Origin of the sequence: Methylobacillus glycogenes JCM 2850 (assembly GCF_000617925.1) — a bacterium.
GTDB lineage: Bacteria > Pseudomonadota > Gammaproteobacteria > Burkholderiales > Methylophilaceae > Methylobacillus > Methylobacillus glycogenes.
Window position 1 is genome coordinate 54742 of the sequence record NZ_BAMT01000011.1, and the last position, 24697, is coordinate 79438.

The 24697-nt window shown below is 55.4% G+C and carries 15 protein-coding genes and 5 pseudogenes; 7 read left to right on the forward strand and 13 right to left on the reverse strand.

Features of this window, described 5'->3' with window-relative positions:
* Nucleotides 1-182: 182 nt before the first annotated feature.
* Nucleotides 183-2054, forward strand: coding sequence for a methanol/ethanol family PQQ-dependent dehydrogenase (locus JCM2850_RS13165; protein WP_025872426.1), 1872 nt, complete (start codon nt 183-185; stop codon nt 2052-2054).
* A gap of 434 nt (nt 2055-2488) precedes the next feature.
* Nucleotides 2489-2749, forward strand: a complete 261-nt coding sequence (locus JCM2850_RS13170) for a hypothetical protein (RefSeq protein WP_025872428.1) — start codon at nt 2489-2491, stop codon at nt 2747-2749.
* 452 nt (nt 2750-3201) lie between these two features.
* Here the strand turns inward: JCM2850_RS13170 and JCM2850_RS13175 are convergent, their stop codons facing one another.
* The 10 genes and pseudogenes from JCM2850_RS13175 to JCM2850_RS19335 form a co-directional block, all read right to left on the reverse strand.
* Nucleotides 3202-4602, reverse strand: coding sequence for an APC family permease (locus JCM2850_RS13175; RefSeq protein ID WP_025872430.1), 1401 nt, complete (start codon nt 4600-4602; stop codon nt 3202-3204).
* A 75-nt stretch (nt 4603-4677) separates the two neighbouring features.
* Nucleotides 4678-5592, reverse strand: a complete 915-nt coding sequence (gene hemF / locus JCM2850_RS13180) for an oxygen-dependent coproporphyrinogen oxidase (RefSeq protein WP_025872431.1) — start codon at nt 5590-5592, stop codon at nt 4678-4680.
* Entirely contained in the window at nt 5589-6164 is a 576-nt protein-coding gene (locus tag JCM2850_RS19315; protein WP_439645872.1) for an L-threonylcarbamoyladenylate synthase, read from the reverse strand. The genes hemF and JCM2850_RS19315 overlap by 4 nt, the downstream gene beginning before the upstream one ends.
* 17 nt (nt 6165-6181) lie before the next feature.
* A pseudogene (gene purD / locus JCM2850_RS19320) lies at nt 6182-7449 on the reverse strand (phosphoribosylamine--glycine ligase).
* Between the two features lie 120 nt (nt 7450-7569).
* Complete coding sequence (gene purH / locus JCM2850_RS13195; RefSeq protein ID WP_025872433.1) at nt 7570-9156, reverse strand: bifunctional phosphoribosylaminoimidazolecarboxamide formyltransferase/IMP cyclohydrolase; 1587 nt, start codon at nt 9154-9156, stop codon at nt 7570-7572.
* 26 nt (nt 9157-9182) lie between these two features.
* The gene (locus tag JCM2850_RS13200; protein ID WP_025872435.1) at nt 9183-9416 is read right to left on the reverse strand and encodes a Fis family transcriptional regulator; all 234 of its coding nucleotides are present in this window, start codon (nt 9414-9416) and stop codon (nt 9183-9185) included.
* Nucleotides 9416-10450, reverse strand: a complete 1035-nt coding sequence (gene dusB / locus JCM2850_RS13205) for a tRNA dihydrouridine synthase DusB (RefSeq protein WP_025872437.1) — start codon at nt 10448-10450, stop codon at nt 9416-9418. The genes JCM2850_RS13200 and dusB overlap by 1 nt, the downstream gene beginning before the upstream one ends.
* A 291-nt stretch (nt 10451-10741) precedes the next feature.
* Nucleotides 10742-12700, reverse strand: coding sequence for a methyl-accepting chemotaxis protein (locus JCM2850_RS23640; protein ID WP_036266239.1), 1959 nt, complete (start codon nt 12698-12700; stop codon nt 10742-10744).
* Nucleotides 12701-12880: 180 nt separating this feature from the next.
* Nucleotides 12881-13141, reverse strand: coding sequence for a YkgJ family cysteine cluster protein (locus tag JCM2850_RS19330; protein ID WP_036266241.1), 261 nt, complete (start codon nt 13139-13141; stop codon nt 12881-12883).
* A 7-nt stretch (nt 13142-13148) separates the two neighbouring features.
* Nucleotides 13149-13909: pseudogene (locus tag JCM2850_RS19335) on the reverse strand (competence/damage-inducible protein A).
* A 128-nt stretch (nt 13910-14037) separates the two neighbouring features.
* Between JCM2850_RS19335 and JCM2850_RS13225 the strand changes: the two are divergent.
* On the forward strand, nt 14038-14238 hold the full coding sequence (locus tag JCM2850_RS13225) for a (2Fe-2S)-binding protein (RefSeq protein WP_025872441.1): 201 nt from the start codon (nt 14038-14040) through the stop codon (nt 14236-14238).
* A 96-nt stretch (nt 14239-14334) separates the two neighbouring features.
* On the opposite strand, the gene polA is transcribed toward JCM2850_RS13225, so the two are convergent.
* Nucleotides 14335-17073 carry a DNA polymerase I gene (gene polA / locus JCM2850_RS19340; RefSeq protein WP_036266243.1) on the reverse strand — a complete coding sequence of 913 codons (2739 nt, stop codon included), beginning with the start codon at nt 17071-17073 and terminating at the stop codon, nt 14335-14337.
* Nucleotides 17074-17092: 19 nt separating this feature from the next.
* On the opposite strand from polA, the pseudogene JCM2850_RS19345 reads away from it, so the two are divergent.
* From JCM2850_RS19345 to JCM2850_RS13250, 4 genes and pseudogenes are all read left to right on the forward strand, one after another.
* A pseudogene (locus JCM2850_RS19345) lies at nt 17093-17823 on the forward strand (LOG family protein).
* 207 nt (nt 17824-18030) lie between these two features.
* Nucleotides 18031-18369, forward strand: coding sequence for a DUF2782 domain-containing protein (locus JCM2850_RS13240; protein WP_036266246.1), 339 nt, complete (start codon nt 18031-18033; stop codon nt 18367-18369).
* A 71-nt stretch (nt 18370-18440) separates the two neighbouring features.
* A complete protein-coding gene (gene thrB / locus JCM2850_RS13245) occupies nt 18441-19400 on the forward strand; it encodes a homoserine kinase (protein WP_025872447.1) in 960 nt (319 codons plus the stop codon).
* Nucleotides 19397-20191, forward strand: a complete 795-nt coding sequence (locus tag JCM2850_RS13250; RefSeq protein WP_148301270.1) for a BPSS1780 family membrane protein — start codon at nt 19397-19399, stop codon at nt 20189-20191. Before thrB ends, JCM2850_RS13250 begins: the two co-directional genes overlap by 4 nt.
* Before the next feature lie 42 nt (nt 20192-20233).
* Here JCM2850_RS13250 and uvrD read toward each other — a convergent pair.
* Both uvrD and groL read right to left on the reverse strand, forming a co-directional pair.
* Nucleotides 20234-22412, reverse strand: a pseudogene (uvrD, locus tag JCM2850_RS19350) (DNA helicase II).
* 632 nt (nt 22413-23044) lie between these two features.
* Nucleotides 23045-24678: pseudogene (gene groL / locus JCM2850_RS19355) on the reverse strand (chaperonin GroEL).
* Nucleotides 24679-24697 lie beyond the last annotated feature (19 nt).

Sequence of the window (24697 nt, forward strand, 5' to 3'; positions counted from 1 at the left end):
ATTGATTTGGGAATTATTCCCGTTAATTGCCAGGAGTGGCACAGGGATTGCTGAATAGGGCTGCACGTGAAAGATCGGCTCGCGTTGTAGCGACTGGTCATTACAGCCGTTCCGGTGGAGCTTGGGCGGCAGTCATAAAAAGCAATTTAAGAATCTATTTAAGAATCTATGGAGAACTACTTTTGAAAGCTAAGCATTTGAAACTGGCACTCGTGGCCAGCCTGCTGGGCGCGGTATCTGCCCCGGCATTGGCAGTGGACAACCTGGAAAAACTCACCAAGGATGACAACCAGTGGGTAGCGCAGCGTAAGGATTACGCCAACACGGGTTACAGCGGCCTGTCGCAAATCAACAAGTCCAACATCAAAAACCTCAAGGCTGCCTGGAGCTTTGCCACTGGTGTTAACCGTGGTCACGAAGGTGCACCACTGGTAGTGGGCGATATCATGTACATCGCCACCGCCTTCCCCAACAACGTATACGCGCTGGATCTCAGCAATGGCGAAAAGATCAAATGGTCTTACTTCCCCAAGCAAGACCCTTCCGTGCAATCGCTGCTGTGCTGCGATAACGTCACCCGTGGCCTGGGCTACGGCGATAACAAAATCTTCCTGCAACAGAATGATGGCATTCTGGTAGCCCTGGATGCCAAGACAGGCAACAAGGTGTGGGAAACCAAAGTGGTAGACGTCAAGCAAGGTGCCACCACCACCAACGCCCCGCATGTGTTCAAGGACAAAGTCATCACCGGTTGCTCGGGTGGTGAATACGGCGTGCGCTGCTACATCACCGCCTACAACATCAAGGATGGCTCGCTGGCATGGCGTGCCTACAGCACAGGCTCTGACGCCGACGTGCTGATAGGCAAGGACTTCAACAAGGAGGTGCCTGTACACAGCGCGCTCTCCGTATATGAAGACGTCAATGGCGGCAACAAAGAAGGCGGCTCCTTCAAGCCTGTTCCTGCCGATAAACTCAAATTCCCTGAAACTGACCTGGGCCTCAAAACCTGGCTCAAGCCACAAGCCTCCAAAAACGGCTGGGAACAAGGCGGCGGCGCTACCTGGGGTTGGTACTCCTACGATTCAGCTTTGAATCTGCTGTACTACTCCACTGGTAACCCATCGGTATGGAACCCGGATGTACGTCCAGGCGACAACAAATGGTCCATGACCATCTTTGCGCGTGACCTCGACACTGGTCTCGCCAAATGGGGTTACCAGCTGACACCGCATGACGAGTGGGATTACGACGCCGTCAACGAAACTATCCTTTGGGATGCCGATGGCAAAAAACTGGCAACCCACTTTGACCGTAACGGCTTTGGCTACACCCTCAACCGTGAAACTGGCAAAGTGCTGGTGGCTGAGAAAATCCATCCTTTCGTCAACTGGGCTAGCAGCATAGACCTCAAGACTGGCGTGCCAGTGAAGGACCCCAAGTTCTCCACCCACCAGGATGTAAACAGCAAAAACGTCTGCCCAGCATCTCTGGGTGTGAAGGATCAGCAGCCTGCGGCTTACTCACCCAAGAGCAAACTGTTCTATGTACCGCTTAACCACGTCTGCATGGACTACGAGCCAGTAGAAGTGAAATATGTAGCGGGCCAACCTTGGGTAGGCGCAACCCTGAGCATGTTCCCCGGCCCTGACGGCGTCATGGGCGGCTTCATGGCTTGGGATGGCCTCAAGGGCAAGCAAGTCTGGTACAACAAAGAGAAATTCTCTGTCTGGAGCGGTGCGCTGGTAACAGGTAGCGATCTGGTCTTCTACGGCACCCTTGAGCGCTGGTTCAAGGCGGTAGATGGCAAAACAGGCAAAGAGCTGTGGAAATTCCGCGTGGGTTCTGGCGTGATTGGTAATGCCATCACCTACACCCACAAGGGTAAGCAATATGTAGGCGTATTGTCCGGCATTGGTGGCTGGGCGGGCGTCGCCATGAACCTGGGCCTGACCAACGAGAACGATGGTCTGGGCGCAGCAGGTGGTTACAAAGAACTGAAGGAGTGGAATGCAGCGCCAGGCGGCGGTGCACTCAACGTCTTCAGCCTGTAATTCACCTAAGCACTACCCCTGCCTTAGGGCAGGGCTCATCTCCATTTTAGAAGTCTCTTCAACCAGCCCAAGCGGGCTGGTTTTTTTTTCCTCTATAGCCCTGCCGCATAACAGTCAGTCTCGTGGCAGCTTGAGCTACAGGGGCGGCCCGCGCTAAAAACCGTTCACCACATCTCTCTTAGCCACTGCGCTCTTCCGCCTAAATACTGTGCAGGCTTTACTCATAACAAGTCATTAATATAAGCAAATTAAAAGCAAATAAATTTGTCAATAAGGCCCAGTAAAAAGTAAAATCATCCCGGTAATCTTCTGGTGACATACCTCTAAAGCCCGCCAGCACGCCCTCACAAGCTGGCGGGTTTGTTTATGTATCACCACTGAACAAGCTATTGAAATTCGCTTTGGCACATAAGCCAAACAACTGGGAGCCTCACATGAAACGCCTTAACATCGCCCGCAAGTTTTACCCACGCCTGCGCTACATCCGCATCAACATCTCCAAATTACTGGCGGCTTTGCTGCAAGTGGGGGTGTTGCAAAGCAGCCTGGTGCAGAGCACGGGCCTGCCGGTGGTGATGGCGAGCCTGGTGGGGGCGGCAGGCACTGCGCATGCCGCCAGAGAAGAGACACTTCAACCCAGAAACTTCAACCCAGGAATTTCCAACCAGGAACTTCAAACACCCAGGCCCCGCTGATGCGGGGTTTGGTGTTTTTGGTGGGGTGAGAAGGAGAGGTTGGGGCTCCCGCTACGGTTGCTATTGCGAGAGACTGCGTTTCGCCTGGATGGCGAGTCACTCTCTTTTGCTTCGCCAAAAGAGAGTAACCAGAGAAAAGGCGACCCGGATATCCCCGCCCCGGCTTACAGCCGGGTAACCTGCGTTGCTCGGCTTTATCGGGGTCACGCTCAAACTCGCTGCGCTCAGACAGTCGCGCGCCCTGATCCGATAAACCCTGCGCTACTCGGCGGGTCTATACGGGAGGGAAAGTCAAAGACTCCGGATCAAGTTGCCACACTGGTAAATAAGCTCGATTACTTTTGTCTGCATCGCCCGGCAAGGCGAAACAAGATCTCTCGTCAGCGGGGGCAGGGGTCAAGACAACCACACCTCCCGCGAAAGCAAATACAGCGGCCAAGCAATGAAAGTAGTTAGGCCGATTTCAATTTGCTGTGATGCATGGAGTAAGCAAAATACACCACCACCCCTATCCCTACCCAAATCAAAAATCGATGCCAGGTCTCTGCTGGCAGAAACGCCATCAACGCGCCGCAGGAGAGTATGCCCAACACCGGAATCAGCGGGTTCCAGGGATTCTTGAACGGACGTGGCAAGTTTGGCTGGCGTATGCGCAGCACCATCACACCAAAGCACACCATGACAAAGCTGGCCAAGGTGCCTATGTTGACGGTTTCAGCCAGGGTGCCGAGTGGGAAGAAGCCAGCGACTACTGAGATGACGCTGCCGCAGAGCAGGATCAAGCGGGTAGGGGTTTGGCGTTCTGGGTTGACCTTGGAGAAGAAGGCGGGGATTAAACCATCGCGGCTCATGGCGTAGAGGATGCGGGTGAGGCCGTATAGCAATACCAGCAATACGGTGAGTAAACCTGCTATCACGCCTGTGGCCACCAGGGTGGATGACCAGGAATAGCCCAGGCGGCTCAGGGCATAGGCAACTGGGGAAGAGACGTTGAGGTCGGTGTAGTGCACCACGCCTGTGAGTACGCCGGAGACCAGGATGTAGATGAGGGTGCAGAAGCTGAGCGCCACGATCAGGCCTATGGGCAGGTCGCGCTGCGGGTTGCGGGCTTCATCGGCGGCGGTGGAGACGGCGTCGAAGCCGAAGTAGGCAAAGAACACCAGAGATGCGCCAGCGAGTATGCCGGTGTTGCTGCCATCAGAGTGGGCGCTGAACCAGCCGAAGGGGGTGAAGGGTTGCCAGTTGTCGGTGTTGATATGGCCGATGGCGATGGCGAGGAAGATGGCGATGGTGCCTAGTTTGATGGCGACCATGAGGTTGTTGACGGTGGAGCTTTGTTTGACGCCGCTGATGAGTACCAGTGTCAGTAGCCAGATAATGCCAAAGGCGGGGAGGTTGATGATGCCGCCCTGGCTGGGGGCTTTGGTCCATATTTCGGGGATGGTGATATGGAAGTTGGCCAGGGTGTTGATAAAGTAGCCTGACCAGCCGTTGGCAACGGCGGCGGCGCCTACGCCATACTCCAGCAACAAAATCCAGGCGATGACCCAGGCAAAGAATTCGCCAAATGCCACATAGGTGTAGCCATAGGCGCTGCCCGAGCCGCCCACTGAGGCGGCCAGCTCGGCATAGGCAAAGCCTGCAAAGCCAGCGGCCAGGCCAGCCAGCACAAAGGAGATGACAACGGCAGGGCCGGAATAGGTGGCGGCGGCGATGCCAGTGAGGACGAAGATGCCCGTGCCTATGGCGCAGCCTATGCCTAGCAGTGCGAGGTCAAATGCACTCAGACAGCGCTTGAGTCCGCTGTCTTTATGGTGCTCTACGGCTTTGGTACGGAATAACTGTGCAAACATGTGGGCTCCCTGAATTGTATTTTTAGTATGCACGAATTATGCCCGGCACTGCGCCATGCGTGCCGGGATGGGGGTTTAAGCCGTAGGTTGCAGCTTGAGCCAGTCACGCCCGGTGATGAAGTCGGTATATAGCTTGGCTTCCTGTGAGCCTGGCTCTGGGTGCCAGTCGTAGCGCCATTTGACGATGGGCGGCATGGAAAGCAGTATCGATTCGGTACGGCCATTGGATTGCAGGCCGAAGATGGTGCCTCTGTCGTAGATCAGGTTGAACTCGACATAGCGGCCACGTCTATAGGCCTGGAAATCACGCTCACGCTCGCCATAGGGGGTGTCTTTGCGGCGTTGGACTATGGGCAGGTAGGCCTGGATAAAGGCATCACCCACGCTGCGTTGCAGCGCAAAGCTTTGCTCCAGCCCCAGCTCGCTGAAGTCGTCAAAGAAGATGCCGCCTATGCCGCGGGCTTCTTTGCGGTGCTTGAGGTAGAAGTAATCGTCGCATTCCTGCTTGAACTGCGGATAGTACTGGTCACCAAATGGTTGCAGGGCATCACGGCAGCTGCGGTGGAAGTGCACAGCATCTTCTTCAAAACCATAGTAGGGCGTGAGGTCCATGCCGCCGCCAAACCACCAGATAGGCGCTTCACCAGGTTTTTCTGCCACAAAGAAGCGCACGTTCATATGCACGGTAGGCACATAGGGGTTGCGTGGGTGAAACACCAGGGAAACGCCCATGGCCTGCCAGCTACGGCCTGCTGCCTCGGGATGTGCCACGCTGGCAGAGGGAGGGAGTTTGTTGCCCAGCACATGGGAGAAGCCTATGCCAGCACGCTCAAATACATTGCCGTCTTCCAATAGGCAGGAAGTGCCTCCACCGCCTTCCGCTCGCTGCCAGCTATCGTGCAGGAAGCGTTTGCCATCGACCAGCTCTATGGCCTCAACAATGCGGCCCTGCAGGCCTTGAAGGTAGTCGAAAATTGCGGTGGTGTTCATGAAGCTCTCCAGTTGGCACCGGACTCTGGTTCACGGACGCACAATTCTGCCCGTGAGGAGATCCTGTATGGTCGAAGGTTTACGCGCACCGCCAGTTCTGCCCGGCAGCACTCTGACTTGAGAGCCAAACAGACGATAGCAGTCGCGTGTGGTTTTGGCCGGAACCCGGCCATTATGGTTTGCACTGGTGGAGACCAGCGCCATGCCGCTGTTGTGACACAAGGCAGCGGCAAAGGGGTGGGCGGTGACGCGCACCGCCAGTGTGGTGTGCCTGCCTTGAGCCAGGCCGGGCAATGCTGGGCGGTAGGCACCAGCCAGGTATGCGGCCCTGGCCAGCGCGCAAACATTTGTTGCTGCTGGCTGGCAGTGGGTGGGGCAATCAGGGATTTAAGCTGCTTGAAGCGGCTGGCGATGATGATCAGGCCTTTGCGCTGCGGCCTGCCCTTGATGCGCAGCAGGCGCTGCACCGCCAGGCGGTTTTTAGGGTCGCAACCCAGGCCAAAGCAGGACTCGGTGGGGTAAGCAATGACACCACCGCTACGCAAATAATGCTGTAGTGCGCGTGCCTGCATAAGTTTGGGTTCCTGACCTAGGACTTTACGGCGCGGTAGCCGATGTCACGGCGCAGCTGTAGGCCGTCAAACTGGATGGCATCGGCAATTTTGTATGCCTGTAATTGCGCATACTTCACGGTTTCGCCTAGCGCGGCAACGCAGAGTACGCGGCCACCGCTGGTGACTACCTTGCCATCTTTCATGGTGGTGCCCGCATGGAACACATGCGCGTCTTCCAGATCTTTCGGTAAACCTGTGATTTCATCACCCAGGCGTGGGGTGTCAGGGTAGTTGGCCGAGGCCAACACCACGCCCAGCGCACTGCGCCAGTCCCAGTCTGCCTGTGCTTCATTGAGTGTGCCATTGACCGCATGCTCGGCCAGGGTGACCAAATCACTCTTGAGGCGCAGCATAATGGGCTGGGTTTCCGGATCACCCATGCGGCAATTGAATTCCAGCGTCTTGACGTTGCCATCTGGCTGATCATCAGGCCCGCGTAAAGGAAGCCAGTGTAAGGAATGCCATCCTTGGCCATGCCTTCCACGGTGGGGGTAATGATCTCGCGCATGACCTTCGCGTGTATGTCTGGCGTCACCACCGGGGCTGGGGAATACGCACCCATGCCGCCAGTATTGGGGCCTTGGTCGCCATCCAGCAGGCGCTTGTGATCCTGGCTAGTTGCCAGGGCCAGGATATTCTTGCCATCGACCATGACAATAAAGCTGGCTTCTTCGCCAGTGAGAAACTCTTCAATCACCACGCGCGCACCTGCTGCGCCCAGCTTGTTGTCGGCCAGCATGGCATCAATTGCCTCATGCGCTTCAGTCTCAGTCATGGCGACAACAACGCCCTTGCCAGCGGCCAGGCCATCGGCCTTGATGACGATAGGCGCACCTTGCTGCTTGACGTAGTCATGCGCAGCAACGGCATCGGTAAAGGTTGCGTAGGCGGCGGTAGGGATGTTGTGGCGCACCATGAAAGCCTTGGCAAAGTCCTTGGAGCTTTCCAGTTGTGCTGCCGCCTGAGTGGGGCCAAAGATTTTCAGCTTGGCGGCGCGGAAGGCATCTACCACGCCTTGCGAAAGCGGTGCTTCAGGGCCAACGATGGTAAGGCCGATGTGCTCTTTTTCGGCAAACTCAACCAGTTCCTGCACCTTGGTGATGGGCACGTTAACCATGTCCGGGTCCAGCGCTGTCCCTGCATTGCCAGGAGCTACATAAACACGGCTGATACGCTCACTTTGAGCCAGTTTCCATGCAAGTGCGTGCTCACGCCCGCCGCCACCGATGACTAGAACTTTCATCATTAATCCTTTTGTATTTCTTACCCTGGGTATTTCGCTGGTCTGGATAATTTCCAGACCTTGGTACTTCAAATTGTAGTATCACGCTAAAAGGCCCATGCACTTGCACGGGCCTTGAGCTTAATGACGGAAATGACGCACGCCAGTGAAAATCATCACCAGGCCATGCTCATCTGCCGCCGCAATCACTTCATCATCACGGATGCTACCACCCGGCTGAATAACGCAGCTGGCACCAGCCTCAGCCAGTACATCCACACCATCACGGAACGGGAAGAAGGCATCAGAGGCCACGGCAGAACCTTGCAGAGACAAGCCTGCATTTTGTGCCTTGATGGCGGCAATCTTGGTGCTATCCACGCGGCTCATCTGGCCCGCGCCCACGCCCAGGGTGGTGCCATTGCCGCAGAAGACAATGGCGTTGGACTTAACGTACTTGGCCACACGCCAGGCAAACAGCAGGTCTTGCAATTGCTCAGGTGTAGGCTGCTTCTTGGTCACTACCTTGATGTCGTCCAGGCTGATTTCGTGGTTATCCGCGGTCTGGATCAGCAAGCCGGAACCCACGCGCTTGGTGTCGTGGGAGTTGCGGCCATGGCTCCAGGCGCTGTCGCCACCTGTAGGCAGGGCAATTTTCAGCACGCGTACATTGGCCTTGGCCTTGAATACGGCCAGCGCTTCTTCGGTGTAATCAGGTGCTATCAGCACTTCAACAAACTGCTTGGAAACCGCTTCAGCCGCGGCAAGGTCTAGCGTCTGGTTGAAGGCGATGATGCCGCCAAAGGCCGAGGTCGTGTCAGTCTTGAAGGCTTTGTCATAGGCTTCCAGCGGGTTAGCACCTGTGGCCACGCCGCAGGGGTTGGCATGCTTGACGATAACGCAGGCGGTGGTGTCAAAGCTCTTGACGCACTCCCAGGCCGCATCGGCATCGGCGATGTTGTTATAAGACAGTTCCTTGCCCTGCAACTGCTGGGCAGTCACCAGGGAGCCTGGGGCCGGATACAAATCGCGGTAGAAGGCAGCCTGCTGGTGCGGATTTTCGCCGTAGCGCAGGTCTTGCACCTTCACCAGCCTGCCATTGGCCTGACCGGGGAAGGGGTTGCGTGTGCCATCGGCATTGAAGGAGGACAGGTAATCGCTGATCGCGCCATCATAGTTGCTGATGCGGTTGAACGCGGCGACAGACAGGTTGAAACGTGTAGCTTGGCTGGTAGCACCGCCAGTGCGCTGCATTTCAGCCAGCACTTCTGCATATTGGCTGGCATCGGTCAGCACGGCGACATCGCGCCAGTTCTTGGCGGCGGAGCGCACCATGGCTGGGCCACCAATGTCGATGTTCTCAATGGCATCTTCCAGAGTGGCGTCAGGGCGCGCCACTGTGGCTTCAAACGGATACAGGTTAACGACCAGCAGATCGATATTCGGGATATCTGCGGCTTGCATGGCAGCGACATGCTCTGGCAGTTCACGACGACCGAGCAAACCACCGTGCACCTTGGGGTGCAAAGTCTTGACGCGGCCATCCAGCATTTCCGGGAAACCAGTGTAGTCACTGACTTCAATCACGGGGATGTTGTTGTCGCGGAACAGTTTAGCCGTGCCGCCAGTGGAGAGAATTTCGACGCCAAAGCCAAGCAGGGCCTGGGCCAGTTCAAGAATTCCGTTTTTATCGGAAACGCTGATAAGAGCTCGTTTGATGACAGCCATAGGTGAGAGAACTTAAGGACAAGAGGTTATTGAAGATTGTGCTGCTGGAGTTTCTTGCGCAGGGTATTGCGGTTCAACCCCAGAATTTCTGCGGCCTTGCTCTGGTTGCCCCCGGCGCGATTGAGTACATACTCAAGCAGGGGTTTTTCCATGCATTGCAGCACCATGTCATAGACTGCATGGGGCGGTTGCCCATCCAGATCCTTGAAATATTCATCTAGGGCGCTGCGTACGCAGCTGGCAAGATCCTGACTACTCATTATGCCGCCAGTGCCTCGCCATCAGTGGCGGCGGCATCTTCTGGCGCGTACTGCAGGCGCAGATCGCGTTGCTTGAGTTCGCCAAAGAAATCGTTGATGGACTGTAGTTGTTCTTCCACAGTCTGTAACTGGTTCATGTGGTGCCTGAAATTGGCAGAACCCACCAGGCCCTTGGTATACCAGGAGATATGCTTGCGCGCGACGCGCATGCCAGTCAGCTCGCCATAGAAGTCATAGAGGTCGTGGATATGCTCCAGCATGACCTGATGAATTTCATCTACCTCGGGGGCGGGCAAGTGCTCGCCAGTGGCGAGGAAGTGTTCGGTTTCACGGAAAATCCAGGGGCGGCCCTGGGCGGCGCGACCTATCATCACCGCATCGGCCTTGGTGTAATCCAGCACAAATTTGGCTTTTTCTGGCGTGGTGATATCGCCATTGGCAATCAGGGGGATATTGATCGCCTGTTTAACCGCGGCAATGGTGTCGTACTCGGCATCGCCCATATACAAACAGGCGCGGGTGCGGCCATGCATGGCCAGCGCTTGCACGCCTATGTCTTCAGCCATTTTGGCTACGGCGATGGCGTTGCGGTTGTTCTTGTCCCAGCCTGTGCGTATCTTCAGGGTCACTGGCACATCCACAGCAGCCACCACTGCCTTGAGGATTTGCGCAACCAGCGGCTCGTCCTTGAGCAGGGCAGAGCCTGCCATGACGTTACAGATTTTCTTGGCAGGACAGCCCATGTTGATATCGATGATCTGCGCGCCGTTATCCACATTGTGCTTGGCGGCTTCGGCCATCATCTTGGGGTCGGCACCTGCGATTTGCACCGAGATCGGGTCTACTTCGCCTTCATGGTTGGCGCGGCGCAGGGTTTTGGCGCTGCCATAGAGCAGGGAGTTGGAGGTCACCATCTCGCTGACAGCCAGACCTGCGCCCATTTTCTTGCAGAGCACGCGGAAAGGCCTGTCGGTCACACCCGCCATGGGAGCGACGACCAGATTGTTCTTCAGCTTGTAGGAACCGATTTGCACCTGACTATAACCGTATTGTTGGCGTGGAAAAGCTGCCCATTTTATATGCAAACCATGGCAGAACAAAGCACATATTGCGGCGATTTGCGGCGGTGCTAGGCTGCTGCTGCCTTGGTAACACGATGTTTTACTTTAAGTTGTAGTCTTAAGCTTATGCCTGGATTGTGCTTGTGACATGCCTTTGTTGAGTAAGCCTATCTGTGTGGCTAAGCGCTTGAGCAGGCGAGCGAGCTAGAGTTTAAGCCTGAGCTTGAGCAAGGCATTCACCCTATGCTGCCGCCTGCTGCTGGCTTAATTCAACCTGAACACCGACACCGCCTTGATCAATTGCTGCGCCTGCTCATCCAGCGAGTGCGCCGCAGCCATGGCTTCTTCTACCAGAGCGGCGTTTTGCTGCGTCACCTCATCCATGGAGGTAATGGCGATATTGATCTGCTGTATGCCTGTGCTTTGCTCCTCAGACGCATGCGCAATCTCGCGCATGATGGTAGAAACCCGTTGCACTGCCTCCACAACTTCTACCATGGCCGTGCCTGCCCCTGTCACCTGGCGTGAACCCTGGCCTATCTTGCTCACGGATTCATCAATCAAGTGCTTGATCTCCTTGGCGGCACTGGCGCTGCGCTGGGCCAGGCTGCGTACCTCTTGTGCGACCACGGCAAAACCACGGCCTTGCTCACCAGCCCGTGCTGCTTCCACAGCAGCATTTAGCGCCAGAATATTGGTTTGGAAGGCAATGCCTTCGATCACGGCGGTAATTTCGGACATCTTGCGTGATTCTTCGGTGATCTGCTGCATGGTGCCCACGGCGGCCGTGACCGTGCTGCTGGCCTGCTCAGCAGCGCTGGAAGCCTGCGCCGCCAGTTGATTAGCGTTGCGCGCGCTTTCGGTGTTCTGGCTCACGGTGGAGGTGAGCTCTTCCACGCTGGCGGCGGTTTCTTCCAGCGAGGCGGCCTGGTTTTCGGTGCGGCTGGAGAGGTCACTATTGCCTAGCGCAATCTCGGAAGAAGCCGTTGAAACATATTCACTGCTGGCGCGGATATTGGCGACAATGCCATGCAGCTTGTCCTGCATCAGCTTCATGGCATAGAGCATGCTGTTGTTATCACCGGGCTTGAGGTCTACGCGGGTGCTAAGGTTGCCATCGGCAATCTGCTGCGCCAGCACGGCGGCATCGGCAGGCTCACCGCCTATGGGGCGTATCACCATGCGGTCTATCAGCATGCCCAGGGCCAACGACACCAGCACCACACTCAAAATGCCGATGATAATGGCGGTGTTGCGTAGCTGGGTGACGCCAGCAAGGATATTGTCCTTGGGTACGACGATGGCCAAGGACCAGGGGGTGGTGCTCAAACCCAGTTGTATGGGCTGGAAGATGCGCAACACCTTGGTATTCAGCACTGGGTCATGGCTTTCATCTTCATAGGGCTTGCCTTCGAGCACGGCTTGTTTCACCTGCTGCCAGTTTTTGTCTTGCGCCTGCTGCACCAGCGGCTTGCCAACATTCTGCGCATCGCGGTCACCCACATATAAACCCTGGTTGGAGAGCAGGCTGGCAAACCCGGTTTCATAAGGCTTGATTTTGGCGATGCGCTGCTGGAATTCCGATAACAAAATATCCACGCCAGCCACACCCACCACCACGCCATTTCTGCGGATAGGCACGGCCATGCTGGTGATCAGCACTTTTTTGCCGCCTATCTCATATTCATAAGGCTCTAGCAGGGTTTCCTTGCCGCTGTTGCGTGCCAGCAGATAGTAATCGCCCGCGCCTGGGGTGGTGTAATCGGTGAGGGCGGTGACCTCGGCCTTGCCGTCTGGCCTGTTCCAATAGGGCAGGTAGCGGCCAGTGGCGTCTGTGCCGGGCTGGTTGATGAATTCACTGTCTTTACCATCAAAGGCGTTAGGCTCCCAGATGGTCCACACGCCAATCAGGTTGCTATTGCCCTCCAGCACACGCTTCAACATGCTATCGGCCAGTTTGCGGTTGGCATAACCCGCGCCGTGCAGGCCCTCTAAAGATTGCGCCAGTGTACGGGCGGCATCAAACGCTGAATCCACCTCGGATTTCACTTCAAACGCATATTCACGCGACAAAGCCTGGGTGTAATCCAGGGCAGAAGCCTGTTGTAGTTTGGAGGCTTTGTACGTGAGCAGGGAAATGGTGAGGCCGAAGCCAGCGACGATCAGTAAAGTGACGATCAGCAGGACTTTGCTACGTAGGGACAACTGGTGGAATGCTTGCATGATCTCAGGTGTGGATTAAAGACAAGTGATCTTAAGCAAAGACTATTCCTAGTGCTAGCCTATACCAGCATGACTTTGCGCGTGTCATGCACTAACTTGGCGCTTAAGCGCCAAGTTGCCCACTGCACTGCCCCATTATTGGGCTGGGCTCATGATTTTTGAATGAGTGTTGAATAAGTGCTAAGGCGCTGTGGCTTGTTCCAGCTGGGTGAGCCAGAGCAAGGCGTGCTGATTGTTGCTGCCACACATATCCTGGCTAGGCTGCAGCGAGGCGCAGACTGCAGGACGTGTAGGTTGACCAAAAATCAGGCAGCGGTTATCTGCATCCAGCTGCACGCAGCGCTGGCCTGCGGGCTTGCCCAAAGGCATGCCGGGGATAGGGCTGGAGATGGAGGGCGCAATGCAACATGCACCGCAACTGGGGCGGCAGTCTAGGCTCATACTGGGTTTATTTTTCTGCGGATATCGCTTGCCAGGGGAATCCGGCGCTATCCAAAGCTTGTTGCAGGTATTCCATGGCAGCCTGGGCCTGCTCAGCATTGCCCTTGACGCCTAGCTCTATGGTACGGCGTGTATCCAGACGCGGCAGGCTGAACAGCTTGAGGCTGGGATGTTGTGTCAGGATGTGCTGCATTAAATCCAGCAATTGGCTCTCGCCCGCATCAAACACCAAGATAGAAACTTCATGCTGGGCATGCTGATGAAACAGGGCGGAGTAATAGGTATCCAATATCCATGCACTCATGGGCCAGGCCATTTCTGGAAAGCCAGGCATGAAGTAATGACTGCCCAGCGCAAAGCCTGGCACGCGATTGACTGGGTTGGGGATTAGAGCGGCGTTTTCAGGAAAGTCTGCCATCAGCACGCGCTTGGGGTAGGCTTCAGCGCCAAAGCGGGCTTCTATCTCGGCCACCGCGCCGGGATGGCGCGCGATGTTGAGGCCTGCGGCTTCTGCGGCGGCCTGCCGCGTCTGGTCATCCGGGGTGGCGCCTATGCCGCCAAAACAAAACACGATGTCCTGGCTTTGCATGCTACGGCGCAATGTGGCGGCAATTTGTGCACGGTCATCACCCAGATATTCTGCCCAGGCCAAGGCCAGGCCGCGCTCACTCAGCAGGCTGATGAGCTTTGCCAGATGGCCATCCTGCGTTTGCCTGAAAGTATTTCGTCACCAATAATAATGGCGCCAAAGCGTGGTGGGGTGCTCATGCGCGATGTCCTGCTAGGCTTGTTGCCAAAATGTGGGGTGCAGACGAGGCATGAAAAGCGGGAGTAAAATACGACTTGTCACTAATATTTCTCACTAGAATGTCTATCACTGACTTAAGACTTATCGCATGAGTGTAACCAATAATCCCGACGACGAAACGCTGTGCTTTTGCAGCGGCACCAAGCGTGGACAGATACGCAGGTTGTATCTCGCTGGCATGAGCATGCAGGAGATTGCCGAGCAGACCGGAGCGCTGACTGGCTGCGGCGGTTGCGAATGGGAAATTGAGTATTTTCTCAAGGAGCTGGATAGCCAGCGCTCTGCCTAGGGCTAAGGCTGGCCCTTGAGCTAGTGCGGTTTTCAGGCATGACTGCCATGCCTGCGCTAGTCCAGAGACATTCTGTGGACTCAGCCCCAGCATGGCTTAGTGCGCCTCTTCCCAGTTCGGGCCTACGCCCACTTCCGCCAGCAAGGGCACATCCAGCTTGGCTACTTGCTGCATCAGCAATGGTAGTTGGGCTTGCACCAGTTCCAATTCGCTCTCAGGCACTTCCAGCACCAGTTCATCGTGTACCTGCATGATGATTTTGCTGTGCAGCTTTTCTTTGCTCAGCCAACTATCCACCGCAATCATCGCCAGCTTAATCAGGTCTGCCGCCGTGCCTTGCATGGGCGCATTGATTGCCGCACGCTCAGCGCCAGCGCGGCGCATGCCGTTGGGGCTGTTGATTTCCGGCACCCATAGCCTGCGGCCAAAGAGGGTTTCAACATAGCCTTTGTCTTTGGCTTGTTCGCGCGTGTCGTTCATATAGGCGCGTACGCCGGGGTAGCGCGCAAAATAGCGTTCTATATAACTTTGCGCGGCGCTGCGCTCGATATTGAGGTTTTGCGCCAGGCCAAATGCGCTCATGCCGTAAATCAGGCCAAAGTTGATGACCTTGGCATAACGGCGCTGCTCGCTGCTTACCTCGCTGCGCTCCACGCCAAAAATTTCGGCAGCGGTGGCACGGTGAATATCCTCGCCCTTGGCAAAGGCATCCAGTAGGCCTTCATCCTGAGAAAGGTGCGCCATGATGCGTAGCTCAATCTGCGAATAGTCAGCCGAAATGATCTTGCTGCCAGCCGGGGCAATAAAAGCCTGGCGTATGCGCCTACCCTCGGCGGTGCGCACCGGAATGTTTTGCAGATTAGGCTCTGAACTGGCCAGGCGGCCAGTGATGGCCACGGCCTGGCTATAGCTGGTGTGTACGCGGCCAGTGCTAGTGTTGATCATGCGTGGCAGCTTGTCGGTATAGGTCGATTTGAGCTTAGCCAGGCCGCGATATTCCAGAATCACCTTGGGCAGCGGGTAGTCCAGCGCCAGTTCCTGCAACACATCTTCATCGGTGGAAGGTGCGCCGCTAGGGGTTTTTTTCAAAGGCTTGATGCCCAGCTTGCCAAACAGTATCTCCTGCAATTGCTTGGGAGAGCCGAGGTTGAAAGGCTGGCCTGCGATTTCATAGGCTTGCTGTTCTAGCGTCAGGAGTTTTTGCCCTATTTCATGGCTTTGCGCGTGCATGAGCTGCGGGTCTATCAGCACACCGTTGCGCTCTATGGTGTAGAGAATATCCAGCACGGGCATTTCTATCTGGCGATACACATGTTGCAGTTTGTCATCGGCTTCTAGTTGCGGGTACAGACCCTGGTGCAGTTGCAGGGTGATATCGGCATCTTCAGCCGCATAATCGCTGGCGGTGCTGATTTCAACCTGGCTGAACGGAACTTGCTTGGCACCCTTGCCCGCTACTTCTTCATAGGTGATGGTCTTGACGCCGAGGTGGCGCATGGCCAGCTCATCCATGCCATGGCCTCTGTGGCTTTCCAGCACATAGGATTGCAGCATGGTGTCGTGGCGTATGCCTTGCAGCGCTATGCCGTGATTGGCAAACACATGCTTGTCGTATTTGAGGTTCTGGCCCAGCTTGGGCAGGCTGGCATCTTCCAGCAGCGGCTTGAGTTGTGCCAGCACTTCATCCAGCTTGAGCTGCTCGGGCGCGCCCGCGTAGTCATGCGTGAGCGGCAGGTAGGCGGCCTTGCCAGCCTCTACCGAGAAGGAGATACCAACCAGCTTGGCCTGTAGTGGGTCCAGGCTGGTGGTTTCGGTGTCTATGCAAATCAGTGGTGCAGCTTTGAGCAGCAACAGCCATTTATCCAGTGCTGCCTGGGTGGTGATGGTCTCGAATTGCCTGTCGGTCACCGCGGCGGCGGCAAACAGGTCGCCATTGCCAGCAGATGAAGTGGGCGCGCTTACTGGGCTTGCAGCCTGGCTTACGCCAGCGTCAGCATCCAGCTCACGACGCCAGGTCTTGAAGTCATTGTGTTCGTAAAGTGCGGCCAGTGTGGCTGTATCAGCGGGCTGGCTGACCAGATCGGTGATGACATGTGGTAGATCGAGCTTGCAGCGTATGGTGATCAGCTCACGGCCAGTAGGCAGCCAGGGCAGGGCGCGGCGCAGGTTTTCACCCACTACGCCTGTGATGCTGGCTGCGTTTTGCATGATGTTGTCCAGCGAGCCATGTTGCAGCAGCCATTTGACCGCAGTCTTGGGGCCTACTTTTTCCACGCCGGGCACGTTGTCTACGCTGTCGCCTATCAGGGTCAAGTAATCAATGATCAAGTTGGGCGGAATGCCAAACTTGGCTTCAACGCCTGCCTCATCCAGCACTTCATTGCTCATGGTGTTGATCAGCTTGACCTGGGGTGAAACCAGTTGCGCCATGTCTTTATCGCCCGTGGAGATTACCACTTGCATGCCTTGCTGTTCGGCCTGTTTGGCCAGGCAGCCGATGACGTCATCGGCTTCTACACCTTCTATCATCAGCAAGGGCCAGCCCATGGCCTTGATGGCCGCATGCAGCGGGGCAATCTGCTGCCCTAAGTCGTCCGGCATGGGCGGGCGGTTGGCCTTGTATTCTGCGTAGATGTCATCACGAAAGGTTTTTCCCTTTGCATCAAACACACAGGCGCTATAATCGGCCGGGAAGTCCTTGTGCAGGCGGCGTAGCATATTGAGTACGCCATAGAGTGCGCCTGTAGGTTCACCTGACTTGTTACGGAGGTCGGGCAGTGCATGGAAGGCGCGGTAGAGATACGACGACCCGTCTACTAATAACAATGTTTTCATCTTGATAGTGTGGAACCTTATGTCAGCTGCAAAAAAACTTCCCAAGATCCTGGATCCAGAATTACCGAACAAGAAATACTCGGCGCGTGAATCGTGGCGGGCTTTCGAGATTATGGCAGAATTCGTTGAAGCCACCGAACGCATGAAGGAAATCACGCCTGCGGTGTCCATCTTCGGTAGTGCCCGCACCCCGCCTGATCATCCCTATTACAAACTCACTGAGGAAATTGCCCGTCTGCTCTCGGACGCAGGTTTTAGTGTGATTTCCGGCGGCGGCCCCGGCATTATGGAAGCCGCCAACAAGGGCGCTTTTCATGGCAAGTCGCCCAGCATAGGGCTGAATATCGAATTGCCGCATGAGCAAAAGGGCAATGAGTTTCAGGATATCAGCCAGAATTTCCAGCATTTCTTTATGCGCAAGGTGATGTTTGTTAAATACGCCTCGGCCTATGTGGTGATGCCGGGTGGCTTTGGCACGCTGGATGAGCTGATGGAAGCACTGACGCTGATTCAAACCGCCAAGACTCGACGCATCCCCATTATTCTGGTGCACGAGCCTTTCTGGCGCGGCATGCTGGCCTGGTTCCGCGATACCCTGATTGCACAGGGCATGGCTTCACCTGGGATATGGATTTGATACAAGTCATAGACAAGCCACATGAGGTGGTCGAGGCTATCTTCAAGCACTATGAAACCCGTGGTTTCGAGCCTTCGCCTGCCGAGCAGCAGATCATGCAGTTCTATCTCTAGCGCGACAGCTGGGTGAAATAAAGCGCAGCAAAAAGGTGATTTGTGTTGCTTTATGGCAACAAATCACCTTTTGGCAGGGGGCGTGATTTGGTAGAATTGCGCGTGATAAGGTCTGATTAAGCATCATCCCTTTTAAGCATCATCCCTTCAGCGTCTCGTGTGAACGAGACATACGACTTACCAGAATCTAGAAAACCAGAGGTTATCATGCGTATCTCCAGAAGTTTACCGATGTTGGCCTTGCTGCTGCCGCTGATAGCCTTTGCTGCGGACATCCCCAAGGATCTCGAGCCTTTGCCTGAGGCACCACCACCACCCGCAGGTATGGAGGGTGAAAACCCCGAGCCTGAAGTCACCATCACCAAAAAAGGTGCCGATACCATTGAGGAATACCGTATCAATGGAGAGCTTTATATGATGAAGGTGACGCCTGCCACCGGGGTGCCCTACTATCTGACCAAAGACGATCAGAACGCAGGATGGGCGCGTAGTGAGGGTGTGGGCGCACCTATCAGCATCCCCAAGTGGGTTTTGTTCCGCTTCTGATTTATAGCAACCTAATGCACAAGAGGGCTAGCCAGCCTCTTGCCACATTCAAGCACAGCACTGAATTACCTATGTCCGTATTCACCACCGTTACACCTGAGCAAATGCAGCAATGGCTCAAGGACTATGCCCTGGGCGAGTTCCTGGATCTGCAGGGCATAGCATCGGGCATTACCAATACCAATTACTTCCTCACCACCTCTAGCGGGCGCTATGTGCTGACCTTGTTTGAGGAGCATAGCGCTGAGGAATTGCCTTACTTTTTAGACCTCATGACGCATCTGGCGGAGCGCGGCATTGCTTGCCCGCATCCGGTAAAGAATATTCATGGTCAGGCTCTGGGCAGCCTCAATGGCAAACCTGCGGCGCTGGTGAGCTGCCTGGCGGGCAAGTCGCTGGAGCAACCCCAGCCCGTGCACTGCGCCGAAATTGGCGATGTGCTGGCACGCATGCATATTGCCGGAGCCAGTTTCACCGCCAATATGCGTAATCTGCGCTGCGCCGAATGGCGCAAGAGCACAGCCGCCAGGGTAAGCCCGCTGCTGGATGAAGCCAACCGTGACATGCTGCAGGCGCAGCTGAGCTTTGAACAGAGCTTTGATGCCAGCCAGTTGCCGCATGGCGTGATTCACGCTGATTTGTTCCGCGACAATGTGCTCATGGATGGCGATAAGCTGGGTGGGCTGATTGATTTTTACTATGCCTGCAATGATGTGCTGCTGTATGACGTGGCGATTGCGGTGAATGACTGGTGCGTAAATGAAGATGGCACGCTGGATTACGCCAGAGTACAAGCCTTGTTGAGCGCTTACCATGCCGTGCGTCCGCTGAGTGAGGCCGAGCACACTGCCTGGCCAGGCATGCTGCGCATTGCGGCCACACGCTTCTGGCTTTCACGCCTTAATGATCTGCATTTCCCGCAGGCGGGTGAACTCACACACGCCAAGGACCCACGCTATTTCGAGCGCATTCTGCGCAATAGCATTGAGCACAGTGCCGCTATTTACCACCATTGGGTAGGCCAATCATGAGTGAATCTATGCAAGGCAAACCCGGCTTGTTTGCGCAGGTGAATACCTGGTTACGTGAAATTCTTCAGCTGTTCCGCAAGGCACCGGGCAAATGGATGCTGCTGGGCTTGGCGCATGTATTTCTCTTTGTCATGATTCCTGGCCTGCTGGGCATCAAGTTTATTTCCTTCCTGCTGCTGCCCACCTTCCTGGCCATTGTCATGGGCTTTTACCGCAATGCCGATCAAGGGCTTTATGCCGATTTGGGCGATTTGCTCAATGAAGTCAAACCCACGTTCCGCAAATTGCTCTCGCTGGGTGCCATTTGTGTGTTCTATGTGTTTTTGATCAATTTGCTGACCGCCGATGATGCGACGCGCTTGCAGGAGTTTGCCAAGGCCGAGCCTAGTGCCGAAGAAATGATGGCGCAGTTTGGCCCGGTGTTTTTGAAGCTGATGCTGTTGCTCTTGCCGCTGGTGCTGCTGATCTGGTTTTCACCCATGCTGGTGGCTTACCAGCAGTACTCGGTGATACGCGCTATCAAATCCAGCCTGGCTGCCGTGATTCAATACCTGCTGCCGCTGTTGCTGACCTGGTTGGGCGTCACCTTGATCATCATGTTGAGCATGACCCTGAGTGGGGTGCTGGTGGCGATTGTTTCGGCGTTTTCTAGCCAGGTGGGCGGCTTGCTGATGTTGGTGCTGGTGTTTAGTTGCATGCTGCTGGCAAGCGCACTGATGTTTGCTTTCCAGTACATCAGCAATCGTGACATTTTCCGCGTACCGCCTGCGGTAGTGCAGGAAGAACTCTAGCCTGATAATGGCATCACCCTCAGCGCCAGCTGAGGGTGTGTTTTAGAGTGTTTCCAGTTTGGCGTATTCCAGCGCCAGCCATTTCAGGCCTTCGCGGCCAAAATTGACCTGCACGCGCAAGTCATCGGCATTGCTTCGTAATTCACCACCACCCCCTGACCAAACTTGCTGTGGCTGACGGCCTGACCTATTTTCCAGGGCATGCTGGCCTGTGGGCGGGCGGTGGGCGTGGCCACCGGGCTTGAAGAGTACGCGGCGCTCTTGTTGTTGGTGCTGTTGAGGCGTTTGATCAGGTTTTCCGGGATTTCATCCAGGAAGCGCGAGGCAATGCCGTAACGCACCTGACCATGCAGCATGCGGCTTTGCGCATAGCTGATGTAAAGTCGCTGGCGCGCGCGCGTCACCGCTACGTACATCAGGCGGCGTTCTTCTTCCAGGCCGTTGCTCTCAAAACTGCTTTGCTCATGTGGGAACAAGCCTTCTTCCAGGCCGCTGATAAACACGGTCTTGAATTCCAGGCCCTTGGCCGCGTGCACGGTCATCAACTGCAAGGCATCGCGCCCGGCATCTGCCTGGTGCTCGCCTGCCTCCAGGCTGGCGTGGGTGAGGAACTGCGCGAGCAATGATTGGGCGACTTCGCCGTTTTCATCGATCTGCATGCCGATTTCCTGATTGGTAAAAGCCACGGCAGCATTAAGCAGTTCATCCAGGTTTTCCACACGGTCTTCGCCATCTTTCTCGGCGGCGTAATAATCACGCAAGCCAGAAAGATTGGTGGCAAGTTCAACCTGCTCGGGCAAACTCAGGCCTATGGCGTGTTCCTGCATTTGCTTGATCAGCGCGACAAAGCCTTCTATGCCACGCCCCGGCCTGCCATTGCCTACCTTGTTCACCGCGCTTGCCACAGGCTGCAATCCTGCGCCCGCGCCAGTTCTTGCAACTGTTCCAGTGAACGCGCACCTATGCCACGGGTGGGGAAGTTGATCACGCGCAGCAGCGCGGTATCATCATCGCCACTGGCGGTGAGGCGTAAATAAGCCAGTGCGTGCTTGATTTCGGCACGCTCGAAGAAGCGCAAACCGCCATACACGCGGTAGGGTAGCCCCGCCGAGAACAGCGCATGTTCCAGCACGCGTGATTGCGCGTTAGAGCGGTACAGCATGGCGATCTGGCTCATATCCATGCCTTCGGCATGTAAGGCTTTGATCTCATCAACGATGAAATTGGATTCATCTATATCGTTATAAGCGGCATACAAACGTATGGGCTCGCCTTCTCCGGCCGAGGTCCAGAGGTTTTTGCCCAGGCGGTTGCTGTTGTGCGTGATGATGGCGTTGGCGGCATCGAGAATATTGCTGTGCGAGCGATAGTTTTGCTCCAGCTTGACGATGTTTTCTACGGCAAAATCCTGTTCAAAATCGCGCATATTGCCTACCCGCGCACCACGGAAGGCATAGATGGACTGATCGTCATCGCCCACGGCAAAGATGCAGTTTTCACCCCCGGCCAGCAGCTTGAGCCAGAGATATTGCAGGCGGTTGGTATCCTGAAACTCATCCACCAGAATGTAGCGGAAGCGGTTTTGATAATGCTCGCGTATCTGCTGGTTGCGGCTCAGCAGTTCGTAGCAGCGCAGCAATAGCTCGGCAAAATCCACCACGCCTTCACGCAAGCACTGCTTGTCATATTCTTCAAAAATCTCACGCATGCGCTGCGAGTGCGCATCATAGGCATCCACCGCATGCGCGCGCAGGCCTTCTTCCTTGCAGCTATTGATATAGCCCATCACCTGCTTGGGTGGAAACTTCTCGTCATCCACATTCATCACCTTCATCAGGCGCTTGATGGAGGAAAGCTGGTCTGCGGTATCAAGAATCTGGAAGGTGGCAGGTAATTGTGCTTCCCTGTGATGCGCGCGCAACAGGCGGTTACACAAGCCGTGGAAGGTGCCCGCCCACATGCCGCGTACATTGATGGGCAGCATGGCGGTTAGCCGCGTGAGCATTTCCTTGGCCGCCTTATTGGTAAAGGTCACGGCCAGCAGGCCATGCGGCGATACCTGTCCGGTCTGGATCAACCAGGCAATGCGGGTAGTCAATACACGGGTTTTGCCACTGCCAGCACCAGCCAGAATCAGGGCGGATTGATGTGGCAGGGTGACGGCTTCTAGTTGCTTGTCGTTTAAACCTTCAAGCAGGGAGGTGGGGGAGGCTGAATTCATAGATCGCATTATCGCAGGTGCAGCAGATCAAGAGAACTATAAGAGCGTGATAGTGTTGCGCCTGATGGCAGAAGGTGGGCAGATGATGGGCTGGAGTGAGGTTGCAGGCTGTGCTGCGGGCATTTGCCAGCGCCAAGCTCTAGCGCGGCAGATGTGCCAGCATGGTGCAATTTGTAAGCTGATGTAAAAAATGCACCAGGAGTGAACTAATGCATTTGGTGACTGGTCATAATTTCAGACGACGCAATCGTCTCCCGCTTTCCTCCCTGAGCGGGAAGCCTTATCTGATGAGGCTAGCTTGACCCCGATTTTACTCCCCTTTAATCGGGGTTTTTTTTGTCCGGCGTTTGCGCAAGGCTGGTGAGTACTGCTGCTTGCCGCCTGTGTGAATGATTCGCAGTATAGGCGCAAATTATCTGCTTGGGTAAATATATTTTTATCAGTTTTTACATGACATGTCATGAGGCCGTCACGGCACTGGCTTACTGAGTTCAGTATTGAGTTCAATCACCTGCAGCGCTTGAGTTAAGTTTTACGCTACAAAGACTTAGAACGAAAAAAAAAAGCCCCGGCGTACCGGGGCTTTTTGTTTGACACTGCCAGGGGGGTTAAACCTGGCGGGCCGTGGACTATTAGAAGCCCATGCCGCCCATGCCGCCTGCGTCAGGCATTGCAGGTGCTGCATCTTCCTTAGGCAGCTCTGCTACCAGTGCATCGGTAGTCAGAATCAAGGAAGCTACGGAAGCAGCGTTTTGCAGAGCAGAACGCGTTACCTTGGCTGGGTCAAGAACACCCAGTTCAACCAGGTCACCATAAGTGCCGTTGGAAGCGTTGTAACCGTAGTTACCAGTGCCTTCCAGTACCTTGTTCACCACTACAGATGGCTCGTCACCAGCGTTGGCCACGATCTGACGCAGTGGCTCTTCAATTGCGCGCAGCACAATCTTGATACCAGCGTCTTGATCAGGATTGTCACCCTTCAGCTCCTTGATGGAAGCACGGGCACGCAGCAGAGCAACGCCGCCGCCAGGAACAATACCTTCTTCAACCGCAGCGCGGGTAGCGTGCAATGCATCTTCTACGCGTGCCTTCTTTTCCTTCATTTCGGTTTCGGTAGCAGCGCCAACCTTAATCACAGCAACACCGCCAGCCAGCTTGGCTACGCGCTCTTGCAGCTTTTCACGGTCGTAGTCGCTAGTCGCTTCTTCGATTTGCTTCTTGATTTGGTCGATGCGTACCTTGATGTTGTTCTCGGAGCCAGCACCATCAATAATCGTGGTGTTTTCCTTGCCGATTTCAACACGCTTGGCTTGACCCAGGTTTTCCAGGGTCACTTTTTCCAGCTCAGGCCAACTTCTTCAGCAATCACAGTACCGCCAGTCAGAATGGCGATATCTTCCAGCATAGCCTTGCGGCGGTCACCGAAACCAGGGGCCTTAACAGCAACAGTCTTCAGAATGCCACGGATGTTGTTGACCACCAGAGTAGCCAGTGCTTCGCCTTCTACATCTTCAGCGATGATCAGCAAAGGACGGCCAGCCTTGGCAACTTGTTCCAGGGTAGGCAGCAGGTCACGGATGTTGGAGATCTTCTTGTCGTACAGCAGCACGAAAGGATTATCCAACAGCGCGATTTGACGCTCTGGGTTGTTGATGAAGTAAGGGGAGAGGTAGCCACGGTCGAATTGCATACCTTCAACTACGTCCAGCTCGTTTTCCAGGCCAGAACCGTCTTCAACGGTGATCACGCCTTCTTTACCAACCTTGTCCATGGCATCAGCAATGATTTGGCCGATGTCAGTGTCAGAGTTAGCGGAAATAGAACCAACCTGAGCAATTTCCTTGCTGGTGGTAGTTGGCTTGGCAATAGCCTTGATCTCGTTAACGATTTCAGTAACAGCCTTGTCGATACCGCGACGCAGGTCTGTTGGGTTGAAACCAGCAGCCACGTACTTGAAGCCTTCACGTACGATAGCTTGAGCCAGAACAGTAGCAGTAGTAGTACCGTCACCAGCGTTGTCATTGGTCTTGGAAGCCACTTCCTTCACCAGTTGCGCGCCCATGTTTTCCAGGCGGTCGCTCAGTTCAATTTCTTTAGCAACGGAAACACCGTCCTTGGTGACGGTAGGGGAGCCGAAAGAACGCTCCAGCACTACGTTGCGGCCCTTAGGACCCAGAGTAACCTTAACCGCGTTAGCCAGAATGTTAACGCCGTTAACGATCTTGGCACGTGCCTCATCGCCGAAAATAACTTGTTTTGCAGCCATTTAATAAATCTCCTGTTGA